Annotated in this window: 13 protein-coding genes; all 13 read right to left on the reverse strand. The window is 60.6% G+C overall.

Translation table 11 applies throughout. The features are described from left to right. Positions 1–10: 10 nt before the first annotated feature. Positions 11–862 (reverse strand): MurR/RpiR family transcriptional regulator, encoded by an 852-nt coding sequence (locus tag RX395_RS05550; protein ID WP_055310345.1) that lies wholly within the window; start codon positions 860–862, stop codon positions 11–13. 204 nt (positions 863–1,066) lie between these two features. Then, positions 1,067–1,648, reverse strand: coding sequence for a VanZ family protein (locus RX395_RS05555; protein WP_316366097.1), 582 nt, complete (start codon positions 1,646–1,648; stop codon positions 1,067–1,069). A gap of 104 nt (positions 1,649–1,752) precedes the next feature. Continuing rightward, positions 1,753–2,358, reverse strand: a complete 606-nt coding sequence (locus RX395_RS05560) for a recombinase family protein (RefSeq protein ID WP_316366099.1) — start codon at positions 2,356–2,358, stop codon at positions 1,753–1,755. Between the two features lie 176 nt (positions 2,359–2,534). Continuing rightward, positions 2,535–4,670 carry a ribonuclease R family protein gene (locus RX395_RS05565; protein ID WP_316366100.1) on the reverse strand — a complete coding sequence of 712 codons (2,136 nt, stop codon included), beginning with the start codon at positions 4,668–4,670 and terminating at the stop codon, positions 2,535–2,537. 135 nt (positions 4,671–4,805) lie between these two features. After that, positions 4,806–5,726, reverse strand: coding sequence for a permease-like cell division protein FtsX (gene ftsX / locus RX395_RS05570; protein ID WP_316366102.1), 921 nt, complete (start codon positions 5,724–5,726; stop codon positions 4,806–4,808). Next, a complete protein-coding gene (gene ftsE, locus RX395_RS05575) occupies positions 5,713–6,933 on the reverse strand; it encodes a cell division ATP-binding protein FtsE (protein WP_316366104.1) in 1,221 nt (406 codons plus the stop codon). Before ftsE ends, ftsX begins: the two co-directional genes overlap by 14 nt. A 448-nt stretch (positions 6,934–7,381) precedes the next feature. Continuing rightward, complete coding sequence (locus RX395_RS05580) at positions 7,382–8,323, reverse strand: transketolase family protein (protein WP_316366106.1); 942 nt, start codon at positions 8,321–8,323, stop codon at positions 7,382–7,384. A 1-nt stretch (position 8,324) separates the two neighbouring features. Beyond that, positions 8,325–9,155 (reverse strand): transketolase, encoded by an 831-nt coding sequence (locus tag RX395_RS05585; RefSeq protein WP_055285663.1) that lies wholly within the window; start codon positions 9,153–9,155, stop codon positions 8,325–8,327. A gap of 208 nt (positions 9,156–9,363) precedes the next feature. Next, positions 9,364–10,254, reverse strand: coding sequence for a YitT family protein (locus RX395_RS05590; RefSeq protein ID WP_035137417.1), 891 nt, complete (start codon positions 10,252–10,254; stop codon positions 9,364–9,366). Positions 10,255–10,421: 167 nt separating this feature from the next. Next, complete coding sequence (gene prfB / locus RX395_RS05595; protein WP_316366109.1) at positions 10,422–11,570, reverse strand: peptide chain release factor 2; 1,149 nt, start codon at positions 11,568–11,570, stop codon at positions 10,422–10,424. Continuing rightward, positions 11,570–14,377 (reverse strand): preprotein translocase subunit SecA, encoded by a 2,808-nt coding sequence (gene secA, locus RX395_RS05600; RefSeq protein WP_316366111.1) that lies wholly within the window; start codon positions 14,375–14,377, stop codon positions 11,570–11,572. The genes prfB and secA overlap by 1 nt, the downstream gene beginning before the upstream one ends. Positions 14,378–14,684: 307 nt before the next feature. Beyond that, complete coding sequence (gene rpmE, locus RX395_RS05605; RefSeq protein ID WP_006235303.1) at positions 14,685–15,110, reverse strand: 50S ribosomal protein L31; 426 nt, start codon at positions 15,108–15,110, stop codon at positions 14,685–14,687. 368 nt (positions 15,111–15,478) lie between these two features. Next, the coding region (locus tag RX395_RS05610; protein ID WP_316366113.1) for a hypothetical protein at positions 15,479–15,713 on the reverse strand (235 nt) is incomplete at its 5' end.

Below are 15,713 nucleotides of genomic sequence, written 5' to 3' on the forward strand. Positions count from 1 at the left end.
TTCATTCACCTCATCTTTCCTGTTTCTCGATGTAGTTTTGCTTAATGACATGCGTCGCCCGTTCGTAGTCGCTGGCAACGTAAGCAGCGTACAGGGCATCGACAACCATAAGCTGGGCCATACGCGAAGCCATGGCACCGCTGCGGACCAAGGGTTCACTCGCAGCAACGCCGAGCACGGCATCGGCCATGGTGGCAAGCTTGGATGATCCATCTACTTTGGTAACGGCCACGACGGGACAGTTGTGACGTTGAGCCTCGGCGGTGCAGTCCAGCACCTCTTGCGTCAAGCCCGAGTAGCTAAAGGCGATTGCCATATCGCCCTCATGCATGTTCTTGGCACATAAGAGCTGATCATGCCAGTCGTCGTACAGATGGCACTCTTTGTCGACACGCATGAGCTTTTGCGCCAGGTCGTGCGCGACCAAACGAGAGGCACCAATACCGAACAGATTGACCGCGCGTGCCCGCTTAAGACGGGCCGCGCATCGCTCCAAGACGGTGTAATCGAGCGTTCGCGCCGTCGCCTCGATCGTTCGCACGTTGCTTTTCATCACCTTCCCCACGATACGTTCGACGCTGTCATCCATGGAGATGTCCTCGAGGGCAACGTCTTTCTTGTCACCTAAGAGCGCCAGCTCGGCAATCAGTTCGCGCTGGAACTCCTTGTAGCCCGCAAAACCCAAACGCTTGCAAAAGCGCAAAATGCTCGAGGGCGAGGAGAACGTGACATCGGCAAGACCGCGGACGGACAGCCCGACCACCTCGTGCGGATGAGCACTTACATATGCGATGACATTGCGTTCCGCCGGGCTCGCGCTGAGCTCACGCTCGCGAAGCCGCAAAAGCAATCCGTTTGCCATCTCAAACACCTCCGTTGAGAAGAATTAAAGACCAACGAACGATTCGTACCGGATACAAACAGCTTTTGCGGTACATTGTGCCGCATCGTGGCGCACAAAGGGCGAGCGTTCTACCGCTCGCCCCTCAAATCCGACCGCTCGGAAATACGCGCGACACAAAATAATTCAACAAGGTCGCATTATCAGAAACGGGTTTGTTACCGGCTAGCGCCTCGCATGGGCGCCGATCGGCCGAGTCGCATGGCGCACCAACGCCGCTGCCAGCAATACCAACAGCATGGCGGTGACATAGCCCGCAGCATCGAATCCTAAATCGATAACGTCGAAATGTCTGCCGGGAACAAAGATCTTATGTACCTGATCGCCAACGGAGCAGGCGGCGCAAAAGAGCAATACGGGCACGCAACGGGAGCATACGCTCCACGGACGCCTGGAAAAGCAAACCACGACCACCGAGGCGAACAATCCGACGAAGAAAAACTCTACGGTATGGGCAACGCGACGGACGTTTGTGCCCACCCACATGCGAATGGAAGCAAGTCGGCCAGACCGGACATTCGAGGCAGCCGAATCGGTGCCCCCGGTCATTCCGTTCTCCGCCTGAGCTTCACCCGTGGCATCGACAGCCTGAACGCCCGTAGCCTGGCCCTCCACCACACGCGCGGTAGACTCGCTCAGCAACGACGTCTCCACCGCATTTTGCTCCGTCAGCACCCAGATGCCCGCCAGCGTTGCAGCGAACAGAACGATCGCGGTCCATCCGATTATCTGTTTTACGCGCGCCAAGGGCCAACCTCCTTTTTTGAATATCAGCGAGTGTAGCCCCAAATGGCATCGTTACCGTATCAAAATTTGAATCGCAACAGGAAGCGACAAAGCGACGCAAACCCCTACCCCGCCTCGCGCATCCAGCGATCGAACGTCCCCACGCACACGCCCAGGCACTTTGCTGCCTGGCTGCGGGTAATATCGCCTGCCTCATAGCTATCGCGCACCAGCTCAAACTGAGGAGGGCACGGCTTGCGAGGTCGACCGAAACGGACCCCTCGCGCCCGCGCCGCTGCAATTCCCTCCGCTTGGCGCCGATGGATATTCTCGCGCTCCACCTGCGCCACGTAGCTCAGCAGTTGCAGCACAATATCGGCAATCAGGACGTTGGTCACATCCGGCGCGCCGCTGGACCTAGCGCGCGTGTCAAGCAATGGCATGTCCAACACCACAATGGCAACCCCGAGCTCCTTGGTAATGCGTCGCCATTCCTCAAGAATCTCGGAGTAATTACGGCCAAGTCGGTCGATAGAAAGCACCACCAGCACGTCCCCGTCTCCCAGGACGTGCAGCAGCTCGCGATAACGCGGTCGATCGAAGTCCTTGCCGCTCGCATGGTCGGCATAAATATTCGCCGAGCCCACGCCATAGGCGCCCAGCGCATCCAGCTGCCGATTCAGGTTCTGATCGCGCGAACTCACCCGCGCATAACCGTACACCGTCGCCATCTCATCCCCGCTTTCTTGTAAACCTGCCAAAAGGGACAGGTTTATTTTGGTAGGTTTTACCTCTCAAATAGCAGGTAAGCGGGCGGCCGAGCAGACGGCAAGGTAGCCATGATTCAAATGCGAAGGGCGGTCCCGAAAGGCCGCCCTCCGCTCCCCCACCATGAGTCGGGATTTGGCTAATGGATAAGCTTAAAGTCCAAGTGCCCACGCGTGGTATTGACGCGCGAGACCTCGACAATCACGCGCTGACCCAGTTCATAGCGAGTCCCCGTGTCGGCGCCCGTCAGCGTAAGCGCGTCCTCGTCAAACTCGAACCACTCGTTGCCCAGGCTCTTGATCGAAACCAAGCCTTCGACCTGCGTTAGGTCCAAGCGCACAAAGAGGCCCATGCTGCTAACCCACGAGACGGTTCCGGCATAGCGCTCGCCCAGACGGTCCTCATAGTACTGGGCAATCTTGATCTTTTGCGTCGCATGGCTGGCGGCATCTACCGCGCGCTCGGCATCGCTGCATGCGCGGCAGATCTGCGGCAGAATGCGTGGCAGCGACTCGCGCCCCTTGCCGATCAGCCGCGGCGTACGGACCAAGGCGTCCTTGCCGCCAAGCCGCTCATAGGCCAACTGCAGTTTGAGCACGCGGTGCACCACCAGATCGGGGTAGCGGCGGATGGGACTCGTAAAGTGACAGTAGCACGGCGCGGCGAGCGCAAAGTGGCCCTCGTTGCGCGGCTTGTACAGCGCGCGCTGCATGCTGCGCAGAAGCAGCGTGTTGACGAGCGGTGCGTTGGCCGTACCGGCGGCAGCATCAACTGCAGCCTGCAGCTCATCGGGACTCCCCAGGGCAATTCCGGCAGCACGGCGATCGTCGATGATGCCTAGCTGCGCCAGCGCAACGGCAGCACCGTGCAGGCTATCGGGGCTCGGATCCTCATGCACGCGATAGCAGGCCTCGATATCACGGTCTGCCAGCCACTCTGCAACGCACTCGTTGGCGAGCAGCATGGCTTCCTCGATAAGCGACGTGGCACACGAACGCTCACGCGCCACAATCTGCACGGGTACTCCGTCCTCATCCAACAGAGCGCGAATCTCGGCCGTGTCAAAATCGACTGAGCCGCGGGCGCGACGGATACGACGGCGGAGTTCGGCGAGTTCGTTGGCGGCGACAAGGAAATCGCCGAGGTCGACGTTGTAGCCGCGGGCGGCCTCCTCGCACGCAAGACCGCGCTCAAGCGCTTCCTCGCGCGAGGTCTCGGCAGCCGCAACATCCTCGGCCGCACCCTCCAGCACCGAATACTCAACCGCGCCGGCACGCACCAGCAGCGCCTCGGCGCCGTCATAGTCCATACGCACACGCGAGCGAATCACGCTGGGGTACGGATCGTAATGCCGCACGCGACCCTGCGCATCGAGCTCGATATCGACGGTAAACGCAAGACGGTCCTCGTCAGGGCGAAGCGAGCACAGGTCACAGGACAGGCGTTCGGGCAGCATGGGAAGCACGCGATCGGCCAGATACACCGATGTCGTACGATGGCGAGCCTCAAGATCGATATGTCCGTCCCAAGCCACATAGTGTGAAACGTCGGCGATATGCACACCCAGCTTGTAGCCACCCTCGGGCGTGCGCTCCAACGAAACGGCATCGTCAAAGTCGCGCGCGTCGACTGGGTCGATCGTGATGACAAAGCGGTCGCGCAGATCGCGGCGGAGCGGGTCCTTAAGCGCCGCGGACACATCGAGCGAAAGCCCCTCGGCCTCGGCCAGCGCGGCCTCGGGATAGCTATCGGTATAGCCGTAACGCGCCATCACATATTGAACGCCCAAATCGGGCGCGTCATCTCCGCCAATGCGGCGTTCGATCGTCACAGTGCCCGATTCCAGGCGCGTCGGGTAGGTCAAAATGCGCGCGACAACAGCATCACCCGGGTGGACACCCAGACGATCCGCCGAGGTATCCTCGGGCAAAATGAAGAAGTCGGCCTTCAGGCGCGAATCGAGCGGCTCAATCACACCGAGCGGACCGGCGGTCTGGTACGTGCCCACCACGCTTATAGCTGCGCGCTCAACCACGCCCTCGATCACGGCGCGACGCTCGCCATGCGGGCTGTTCTTAATGCTCACGGCAACGGTATCGCCATCCATGATCTCGCGCTTACCGCGGCCCATGACCTTGTAGTCGCCATTCTCGGTTATGACATAGGCACTGTGCTCATGGAGCTGCACGCGCCCGGTCAGGCTCGGACGGCGTTCGCTGCGCACCGGCCCGCGCTTATTGCGAGCTCCACGCTTATGCTTGTTATTGCGCCCCATGGCGCCTCCTAACTATCGATTGCGAACTCCAAAGAGTCTACCCAAATGAATCGCTTTCCTGCCGTCCTCTAGGGATCAAAAAACGGGCCGCCCCATAAGAGACGACCCGTTGGAAGGGATGAGTTCCAGGCATGCCTACACGCGCAGGTAGCGGCGCATGGCGATGGCAGAACCAAAGAGACCGATAATCACGCCGACCAGAATCAGCGCAGCATAGGTCACCAGGTAGTACTGCATCGGCAGGGCAAACGACATCCAGCCGATGCTCTCCTGCAGACGCGGAATCATCAGATTGCGCAGCAGCTCAAGAACGCCGATGGAAAGCAGCGAGCCCAAAATGGCCTGCAGTACGCCCTCGGTGATAAACGGGCCGCGAATGAAGCCGTTGCTGGCGCCGACCAGACGCATAATCGCAATCTCACGACGACGCGCCGTGATGGACAGGCGAATCGTGTTGTTGATGAAGATGAATGCGATAAAGGTCAGAAGGCCAACGAGCACCACGGCGGCAATGCGGATGTAGTTGGTCACCTGGAACAGGCGGCTCACTTTCTCCTGGCCGTACAGCACGCTCGCGTTGACGTCGCCGTCATCCGCGATCTTCTGGAAATCGTCATCCTTCTTGAGCTTCTCTGCCGTGCTCTCGACCTTGGACGGATCGTCCATCTCAATAGCAAAGGAAGCCGGCAGCGGGTTCTGGCCATCGAGCGCGCTCATGGTGGCGTCGGCGTTGCCCGACATCTTGCTCGTATACTCGGCCAGCGCGTCGTCCTTGTCCTTATAGGTCACGGACTTGACGTTATTCCACGTCTTAAGTTCGGCCTCAAAAGCCTGAACATCGGCCTGATCAGCGTCATCGCTAATGAACGCGTTGATGACAACCTGATCCTCGACGGTGCCGATCACGGAGTTCAGCATCGCGGAGCCCATGATGAACAGGCCGATGATAAACAGCGAAAGGAAGATCGTGATGACGGCGCCGAGCGAGGTAGTCCAGTTACGGAAGAAGTGGCTGATTGCCTCTTTGAAGGAGTAGCCCACGTTAGTTGGTGCCATAGTTACCGTAACCTCCCCTCTCCTGGTCGCGGATAACGTGGCCGCCCTCGAGGGCGATCACGCGACGGTGCATGCTATCGACCATCTCGCGGTCGTGCGTGGCGACGATCACGGTGGTGCCGGTGCGGTTAATACGCTCGAGCAGCTTCATGATGCCCAGCGAGATCGCCGGGTCGAGGTTACCCGTGGGCTCGTCGCAGATCAGCAGCGGCGGACGGTTGACCATAGCGCGGGCGACGGCAACGCGCTGCTGCTCGCCACCGGAAAGCTGGTCGGGCAGCGAGTCCATCTGATCGGCCAGGCCGACCAGACGCAGCACCTCGGGCACCTGGCTGCGAATGACGCCCTTGGGCTTGCCGATGCACTGCAGGGCAAACGCCACGTTTTCGTAGGCGGTCTTTTGCGGCAGGAGCTTAAAGTCCTGGAACACGGCGCCAATCTGGCGGCGCAGGAACGGAACCTTGCGGTTCTTGATCTTCATGAGGTCCTGACCGGCAACCAGGATGCGGCCGCTCGTCGGCTTGACGTCGCGGTTGAGCGTCGACAGCAGCGTGGTCTTACCCGAGCCGGAGTGACCGACCAGGAAGACGAACTCGCCCGGATAGATCTCGATGTTGATGTCGTCGAGTGCAGGCTTGTTGGGCTGTGCCGGATAGATCTTGGCGACATGCTCCATAAGGATGACGGGCTCGACACCGGCCTGCTTGGCCATCTTCTTGCGGCTGGCCTGCGGATCGATGGGCGCAAACACCGACGTAAAATCGGGGTTGTTGAGCGCGTTGTCGAGGCTTGCGACCTCGGCTGCCTGATCGCTCTCGACCACCGGGGCAGCAGGCTGCGTGGGGTCGGGAATAGCGGCAAAGAGACCGGACTGCGCAGGCTGAGGAGCCGGCGTCGCAGGGGACAAGGGGTCGGGAATGCCGGCCATGGTAGGCTGCGGCGTGGCGGCACCAGCCTGAGGCTGCTCCACGCGAGCGGTCACGACCTGAACGGGCTCAAAACCCGCCGTGCCGGAAAGCGCGACATCGCTGGTTGGATTGTAGGCAAAGGGATCGGATGCCGGCTGTGCCTGATCTGCCGGCTGAGCGGGGGCCTGAGCAACAGGCTGGCCCTCTGAATCCGGAGTGGCGAAACGACTGCCCTGGACGCCTGCCTGCGTCTTGGGGGCATCATCGCCCGCACCGGAGGTACGGAAGTGGTTACCCACTGGTGCTCCTTATCGTCGTGCGTTTAAACTACATGAGCGCTTAATATTTTAGCAGCATTAGCTTTGCTGCACATAAGAAGCATGGCCGTGTTTGGGTCCCTCCGGCCGGACACAGGGTTACTTTCCAAATCGTCCTCGGACATGTCGGAGCCTCCGCTGCGCACTACGTGCGGCGGGGGCTCCTCCGTCCTGCGGAAAGATTTGGAAAGTAACCCTGTGTCCGGCCTGCGATAACTAAGGGGTCGCTGCGTTTTACTTGGGTGCAGCAGCACCGTGCTTGGGGGCTGAATTGCACTTTGCTGGTCTGGGCCCGTTTCCCGGAGAAAGCCTTTACTTGGTGCGGGCCTAATTTGTTTGTTGCCGACAAAAAACAGGGGCGTCCTCTTTGAGGACGCCCCTGTTATGGATTGCATACGGTTGCTGAAGCGATACTTTGCCTCGTCTTGCCCTAGGCCAAGAACTCCTTGGTGGTCGCCACGATGTTGGCGGCGTCCAGGCCATACTTGTGCAAGAGCTCGGCACCCGGGCCGGACTCGCCAAAGGTGTCGTTGACGCCGATCTTCTTGAGCGGCGTCGGGCACTGCTCGCACAAGACGTCGGCAACGGCGCTGCCCAAGCCACCGATCACAGAATGCTCCTCGACGGTCACGACGTGGCCGGTCTTGGTGGCGCTCTTGACGATCAGGTCGGCATCGATGGGCTTGATAGTGTGCATGTTGATGACCTCGGCGTCGATGCCCTCGGCAGCGAGCTGCTCGGCGGCCTCGAGAGCCTCGCCGACCATCAGGCCGCAGGCGATGATGGTCACATCGGCGCCCTCGCGCATGACAATGCCCTTACCCAACTCGAACTTGTAAGTCTCGGGGTCGTTGATAACCGGCGAGGCCAAACGGGCGAAGCGCATGTACACCGGACCGTCGCACTCGTAAGCGGCGCGCGTCACGGCGCGGGCCTCGATGTCGTCGGCGGGAACGATCACAGTCATGCCGGGGATGACGCGCATGAGGGCGATATCCTCGCAGCACTGGTGCGTGGCACCATCCTCACCCACCGAAATACCGGCGTGCGTGGCACCGATCTTAACGTTGAGGTGCGGGTAGCCGATGGAGTTGCGGACCTGCTCAAAGGCGCGGCCGGCGGCAAACATGGCAAAGCTGCTCGCGAAGGCGACGCGACCGGTGGTCGCGATACCGGCGGCGACACCCATCAGGTTGCTTTCGGCGATGCCCACATCGAAGAAGCGGTCGGGGCAAGCGGCCTTAAACTTACCGGTCTGCGTGGCGGCGGCCAGGTCGGCGTCGAGGACCACAAAGTCATCGTGCTCGCTGGCGAGCTCGACGAGGGCCTCGCCGTAGCTTACGCGCGTGGCGATTTTCTTGACGTCTGCCATCCTAGAGCTCCTCTCCGGCGGCCGTGAGCTCTGCCATGGCCTGCTCAAACTGTTCATCGTTGGGGGCCTTACCGTGCCAACCCACCTGGTTCTCCATAAAGGAAACGCCCTTGCCCTTCATGGTCTCGGCGATAATGGCAGTCGGCTGGCCCTTGGTAGCGCGAGCCTCGGCAAAGGCGGCGCGGATCTGGTCGAAATCGTTGCCGTCGGCAAGCTCCACCACGTGGAACTTAAAGGCACGGAACTTGTCGGCGAGCGGCATGGGGTCGTTGACCTCCTCGACGGGGCCGTCGATCTGCAGGCCGTTATGGTCGACGATCACGCAGAGGTTGTCGAGCTGCTGGTTGCCGGCAAACATGGCGGCCTCCCAAACCTGGCCCTCCTCGCTCTCGCCGTCGCCCAGCAGGGCGTAGGTGCGATAGTCGTCGCCCCAGTGCTTGGCGGCAACGGCCATGCCCACGGCGGCGGAGATGCCCTGGCCGAGCGAGCCGGTGGACATGTCGACGCCCGGGGTGTCGTTCATGTTGGGATGACCCTGCAGGTGGCTGCCGATATGGCGCAGCGTCTCGAGATCCTCCTTGGGAAAGAACCCACGCTCGGCGAGCACGGCGTACAGGCCCGGAGCGCAATGGCCCTTGGAGAGCACAAAGCGATCGCGGTCGGCCTTGCGGGGATCGGCCGGGTCGACGTTCATTTCCTCAAAGTACAGATAGGTCATGATGTCGGCAGCGCCGAGCGAACCGCCCGGATGGCCGGACTTGGCAGCGTGCACGCCGGTGACGATGCCCTTCCTTACCTCGTTGGCAACCTTTTTGAGCTCTTCGTCGCTCATTGTGCCTTCCTTTCATCCTCTTTAGACAAGATGCGCACGGCACGGAAAGGTAGTCCCAACACAGCCGCAATGCACGTACGTCATTCATTATGCTGGAAACTGATGGCTTTACCAGAGTTTTTATCATTATTTGAACAATTTAGCAGGCAGAACCGCTGATGAAACGGTTTATCAATGTGAACGTCTTTTGGATGGAACGCGATCGACCCTACGCGCTAATGTCCTTGAATCCCTCGCCGAAGGCTTCCGTAACGTCAGCGACCGTCACAATGGCGTGAGGATCGCGCTCGCGCACGATCGTCTTGAGGGTATTGAGCTCTCGACGGCTCACGATGACCATAATCACCGGCTTCTCGGCACCCGAATACATGCCAGTCGCCTTAAACTTGGTACAACCACGACCCAGGCCATACATGATATCGGCAGCGATATCAGGGAACTTGTCCGAGATGATGAGTACCATACGGCGCTTGTTGCCACCATCGACCACGGCATCGATCACGTAGCCGCTAATGACCATCGAAAGGCCTGCATATAGTGCGTTTTCGATTGAAAAGACCGGAGCCGACAGCGCGCATACGGCAACATCGATCGCCATGACGGTCGAGCCCACCGGCAGCGAGGTGTTACGCGAGATGATTTGGCCAATCGTGTCCGAGCCGCCGGTGTTGGCGCCGGCGCGCAACACCATGCCGTAACCGATGCCCGTTATAATGCCGCCCCACATGGCAGGGAGCATCAGGTCCGCATCCGCCAGAGGTGCTACAAACGGGGCGAACAGATCGGTAAAGAAGCCCAGCAGCACAAAGCCCGTCGCGGTCTGCACCACGTAGAACATGCCACCTTCGCGCATAACGACCAGCAACAGCAAGGCGTTCATCACGATCGTCTGAATACCAACGGGAAGCGATAGGCCACGCGATGCGCCGACCGCCTGGATAATGGTGGCAAGGCCCGTAACGCCACCGGCAGCAAGGCCGTTGGGAATCAAAAACAGGTCGGTCGCAATAGCGGCCAGAGCGCACCCCAACATAATCTGGGGCAGGTCGTGAAAGAAGTTCATCGATAGAATGCGCTTGATGTCCAGACGATATGCCATGCTGCCTCCCTCAAAAAAGCGCACCCAAACGGATGCGCTTCGAACTTCTTGCTGTATTCGATTCTACCGATTCGCCGGACAAAAACCACCCCTGCGCAGGGTTTGCTCTGGATACAAAACCACCCTGCTGGGAGGGTTTTAATCCATCTCCACATAAACCGGGCGGTTTATGCAGACGGGGTCTCCGCGTCGGCGTTGCCGGTGGCCCAGCGATGGTAGCCAATAACAAACGGGTCCAGGTCGCCATCGTCAAGAACGGCCTCGACATTGCTGGTCTCCACGCCCGTGCGTAGGTCCTTGACCATCTGGTACGGGTAGAGCACGTAGCTGCGAATCTGGTTGCCAAAACCAATCGTGGTCTTGGGTCCGCGGATCTCATCCAGGGCCTCGGCGCGCTTCTCGAGCTCAATCTCGTACAGGCGGGCCTTGAGGATCTGCATGCACGCGGCCTTGTTCTGAATCTGGCTGCGCTCGTTTTGACAGGTAACCACAATGCCGCTGGGGAAATGCGTCACGCGCACGGCGGAGTCGGTGGTGTTGACGCCCTGACCGCCCGGGCCGCTCGCGTGGTACACGTCCACGCGGATGTCATCGGGGCTGATCTCGATGTCGATATCATCGGGTAGCACGGGGATGACCTCGACGCCGGCAAACGTGGTCTGGCGGCGCTTCTTATCGTCGGTGGGGCTAATGCGAACCAAGCGGTGGACGCCGGCCTCGGCGCGCAGCATGCCAAATGCGTCCTTGCCCTCGACGGTAAAGGTCGCGCGGTCGATGCCGATGACCTCGGCTGCGGGACAGTCGTTGATGGTGACCTTCCAGCCGCGACGCTGGCAGTACTTCATGTACATCTTAAAGAGCATGAAGGTCCAGTCCTGGGCCTCCAGACCACCCTGTCCGGGCTTGATAGTCACAATGGCATCGCCGTGATCGAACTCACCGGTAAACCAGCTCGAAAGCTCAAGCTCATCGATGGCACGGGCCAGGCGCTCAGCCGTGGCTGTAGCCTCCTCGCGAAGGGCGACGGCGTCGGGGTCATCCCCCATCTCCTCGGCAAGCTCCAGCGCGGCGCGGGCATCGGAAAGCTCGCCGCGCGCGGTGTCCATGGCAGCGATATCTTCCTTGGTGCGCGCGATCTCCTCCATAGTGGCACGGGCAGCGTCGGCGTCATCCCAAAAGCCGGGGGCCACGCTTTTAGCCTCGAGCTCGGTCACGCGCGTGCGCTTTTCGTCCAAATGGAGATACGACTCGACCTCGCCGAGCCGGTCCGCGAACGCGTCCAGCTCGGCGGGCGTCACCTCTAAAGCCTCAGCCATTAACGATTCCTGCCGTGGCAGTACTTAAACTTCTTGCCGCTACCGCAGGGGCACGGGTCGTTGCGGCCCACGTTGACGTACGGATCGTCGCTCTCGGACTTGCGATAGGTGGTCACCTTGCCACCGTTGTTGACGGCAGCCGGTCCGCCTTGGACAGCCGTGCGGGCCTGCACCTGCGCCTGCTTGCGCAGCACCGAGTCGCCGTTGTCACCATCGACCTCGGCAGGACCGGAGAAGCGCGCGCCCTCGAGCGCGGGCTCCTCCTTGTGCTCCACGGCACGCGGGGCAGCCTTGATCTCGATGCGCAGAACCGTGCGCAGGTAATCCTCATACATGGTATCGACGAGTATCTGGAACGCGCCGTAGGCCTCGGTCTTGTACTCGACCAGCGGGTCGCGCTGGCCAAAGCCGCGCAGGCCGATGCCGGTCTTGAGGTAGTCCATCTCCTGCAGGTAGTTCATCCAGCGGGTATCGATGACGCGCAGCATGACCTGGGTGTTGAGCTCGCGCATCAGGTCCTCGCCCAAGCGCTCGGCCTTCATGTTGTAGCACTTCTCTACGTAAGCCAGGACATCGGCAGCCAGGGCCTCATAATCCTCGTCGGGGAACTTCGGCGTATCGATGTGGCCGGTGAGCTCCACAACCCACTTACGCAAACCCTCAAGATCGCGCTCGCCCTCGTGGCTGTCCTTGGTGCAGAACTCCTGCACGCAGCGGTACACGGTATCGTGCATGACCTCGGTGATGTGGTCGGTCAGGTCCTTGCCGTCCAGAATCTTGTTGCGCTCGGCGTAGATGACCTGGCGCTGCTTGTTCATGACGTCGTCGTACTCAAGGACGCTCTTACGCATGGAGAAGTTGATGCTCTCGACCTTGTGCTGGGCGCTCTCGACGGCCTTGGAGATAATCTTATGCTGGATGGGCATGTCGTCGCCCATGTCGGCCGTGACCATCATCTTGGAGACGCGGTCCATCTTGTCGCCGCCGAACAGGCGCATGAGGTCGTCCTCGAGCGACAGGTAGAACTGGGTCTCGCCCGGATCGCCCTGACGACCGGAGCGGCCGCGCAGCTGGTTGTCGATACGGCGGGACTCGTGGCGCTCGGTGCCGATAACGGTCAGGCCACCGGCGGCAAGCACGCGCTCGCGCTCGGCCTTGCAAGTCTCCTTGGCCTCGGCGTTAAACTGCTCGAGCTGCTCGGGCGTCACGTCCTCCATGGTCAGGCCCTCGTACTCCAGGCGCTCGCGCACCAACTCGTCGGGGTTGCCGCCCAGCAGGATGTCGGTACCACGACCGGCCATGTTGGTGGCGATGGTCACGGCGCCGTAGCGTCCGGCCTGGGCCACGATGTGGGCCTCGCGTTCATGGTGCTTGGCGTTGAGGACCTCGTGTGCGATGCCGCGCTTGGTAAGGGCGGCGGACAGCTTCTCGGAGCTCTCGATGGAGACGGTGCCCACCAGGACCGGCTGGCCCTTGGCGTGACGACGCTCGACGTCGTCGGCAACGGCGTTGTACTTGGCCTGAATGGTGCGGTACACCAGGTCCTCGTGGTCCACGCGCTGCACGGGCTTGTTGGAGGGGATGACCTCGACGGGCAGCTTGTAGATCTCGCGGAACTCGGCATCCTCGGTAAGTGCCGTGCCGGTCATGCCGGAGAGCTTGTCGTACAGACGGAAGTAGTTCTGCAGGGTGATGGTTGCCAGCGTCTGGTTCTCCTCGCGCACGAGCACGCCCTCTTTGGCCTCGATGGCCTGATGCAGGCCCTCGGAGTAGCGGCGGCCTTCCATGATACGACCGGTGAACTCATCGACGATCTTAACCTCGCCGTTGGTGACCACGTACTGCTTGTCGCGGTGGAACATGTACTGGGCCTTCAGCGCCTGCTGCAGGTGGTTGACCAGCTGGCCGGAGAGATCGGCATAGATGTCATCGATACCCAGGCGGCGCTCAATCTTCTTAAGGCCGCGCTCGGTGGCGGCAATGGTGTGCTTGGCCTCGTCCATGACATAATCGCCCGTGGGCTCCACGTCCTCGGTGGCGGTGAGCATGTCGTGCGACACGTCCTCGCCGCGCTCAAGGCCACGCACGGCACGCGCGAAGTCCTTGTAGGTGCTGGCGGACTTGGTGCCGGCGCCCGAGATGATCAGCGGGGTACGCGCCTCGTCGATCAGGATGGAGTCAACCTCGTCGACGATGGCGTAGTTGTGGCCGCGCTGCACACGCTGCTCGGGGCGGGTGACCATGTTATCGCGCAGGTAATCGAAACCGAACTCGGAGTTGGTGCCGTACGTGACGTCGGCCTGGTAGGCCGGACGCTTGAGCTCGAGCGGCATGTTGTTCTGGAGCAGACCGACGGTCATGCCCAGGTACTTGTAGATGCGGCCCATCCACTCGGAGTCGCGCTTGGCAAGGTAATCATTGACAGTAACGACGTGCACGCCCTTGCCGGCAATAGCGTTGAGATAGCCGGCCAACGTGGAGACGAGGGTCTTACCTTCGCCGGTCTTCATCTCGGCGATGTGGCCCTCGTGCAGTGCCATGGCGCCAATGAGCTGCACGTCAAAGTGGCGCATACCCATGGTGCGCTTGGAAGCCTCACGCACGGTGGCAAAGGCCTCGGGGAGCATGTCGTCGAGCGACTCACCGTTGGCGTAACGCTCGCGGAACTTATCGGTCTGGCCGCGGAGCTCCTCCTCGGTCATCTTCTCAAACTGGGGCTCAAGACCGTTGATCTGGTCGACGATCTTGTAGTAGCGCTTAAGGTCCTTATCGGATCCAAAGGACAGCAGCTTTGACATGAATCCCATGTGGTTTTCCTTTTTGGCCATCGCCCACGTCGTGCAGTTGCGGGCGAGTTAAACACAGATGATTGTACTTTAGCCAAACAAGGCGCGGCCTATACGGTCGACCTCGACCGCCACGTAATAACTACGACCAACCTGCCACAATGGGACAGGTTAATTTTGGCAGGTTTTATCTGGGCAAACGCCGCCTCTCTGCCATTTGGTGCAATGGGGGCAGGTTGGTTTGCACCAATAAAAAGAAAAGGGCCGCGCACCCAAACGGATGCACGGCCCTTATGCCATGAATGCGAGTGATTCCGCGGCGAGCTATTTACTCAGCAGCCTCGGTGGTCTCGGCCTCGGCAGCGGCCTCCTCGACGGGAGCCTCTGCGGGAGCCTCGGCGGCCTGCTTGGCAGCCTCCTCGGCAAACTTAGCAGCACGCTTAGCCTTCTCGGCAGCCTTAGCCTCAGCGGCGGCCTTGCGAGCGGCCTCGGCCTCAGCAGCCTTGGCGGCCTTGGCAGCCTTGGCCTCCTCGGCCTTCTTGAGCTGGGCGGCAGCGGCGCCACCGAACTTGTCGGCGAAGCGCTGGACGCGTCCACCGGTGTCGACGAACTTCTGCTGGCCGGTGTAGAACGGGTGGCACTCGTTGCAAAGCTCGACCTTCATCTCGGACACGGTAGCGTGCGTCTTGAAGGTGTTGCCGCAGGAGCACGTCACCGTGCACTCGACATACTGGGGATGGATACCCTGCTTCATGGTAGGACTCCTTATTGGTCAGGCGCTGGTTACCGATCAGCGCATAAGGCGTCTTGGTTTCCGACCAAGACAACAAACTCGGCTATGATACCACGGCGCCGCGTGTCCCACAAAAGGTTCACGGTCTTTTCGGAACGACACGAATCTGACCCATCGAAACACATCTCCACCGTTCCTTCAACTGGGAAAATGCCGTCCCCGGGGCCTGAGAAGGGCCCCGGGGACGTTCGACTGACTGCGGGAACGGCCTTTCCGCTCAATGTGTTCGGCTGAGATCGGAAATCAACCAAACTGAACTAGGTTCAGTTGACATGGTTAAAAACGAGGGGCGACGCTTTTGCGTCACCCCTCGTCCCGGCCGGGTTGCTTTAGTTGTACACACGGTAGTTACACTTGAACTGGGTTATGTGTCCATAGTTGGGGCCGTACCAACCCGATGTATAGCTGATTGCCTCTGCGCCTAGATATTCGTATCTCTTGTTGTAGCGAAGCTGACGGTAGGTCGTGTCGTACTCTGCTACGTAAAACGCGTCTCCAGAGAAGGCTTTGTACCGGTCCTTAACCGTCGAAGCCATGTACGCGGGTTCGACATCGCCTTTCTCC

This window comes from Collinsella aerofaciens (genome assembly GCF_032584215.1).
Classification (GTDB): Bacteria; Actinomycetota; Coriobacteriia; order Coriobacteriales; family Coriobacteriaceae; genus Collinsella.

Bases quoted from the DNA above. Each gene is read 5' to 3' on its own strand.
- RX395_RS05550 (WP_055310345.1), bottom strand. From the start codon at position 862: ATGGCAAACGGATTGCTTTTGCGGCTTCGCGAGCGTGAGCTCAGCGCG.
- RX395_RS05560 (WP_316366099.1), bottom strand. From the start codon at position 2,358: ATGGCGACGGTGTACGGTTATGCGCGGGTGAGTTCGCGCGATCAGAAC.
- RX395_RS05565 (WP_316366100.1), bottom strand. From the start codon at position 4,670: ATGGGGCGCAATAACAAGCATAAGCGTGGAGCTCGCAATAAGCGCGGG.
- ftsX (WP_316366102.1), bottom strand. From the start codon at position 5,726: ATGGCACCAACTAACGTGGGCTACTCCTTCAAAGAGGCAATCAGCCAC.
- RX395_RS05580 (WP_316366106.1), bottom strand. From the start codon at position 8,323: ATGGCAGACGTCAAGAAAATCGCCACGCGCGTAAGCTACGGCGAGGCC.
- RX395_RS05585 (WP_055285663.1), bottom strand. From the start codon at position 9,155: ATGAGCGACGAAGAGCTCAAAAAGGTTGCCAACGAGGTAAGGAAGGGC.
- RX395_RS05590 (WP_035137417.1), bottom strand. From the start codon at position 10,254: ATGGCATATCGTCTGGACATCAAGCGCATTCTATCGATGAACTTCTTT.
- prfB (WP_316366109.1), bottom strand. From the start codon at position 11,570: ATGGCTGAGGCTTTAGAGGTGACGCCCGCCGAGCTGGACGCGTTCGCG.
- secA (WP_316366111.1), bottom strand. From the start codon at position 14,377: ATGGGATTCATGTCAAAGCTGCTGTCCTTTGGATCCGATAAGGACCTT.
- rpmE (WP_006235303.1), bottom strand. From the start codon at position 15,110: ATGAAGCAGGGTATCCATCCCCAGTATGTCGAGTGCACGGTGACGTGC.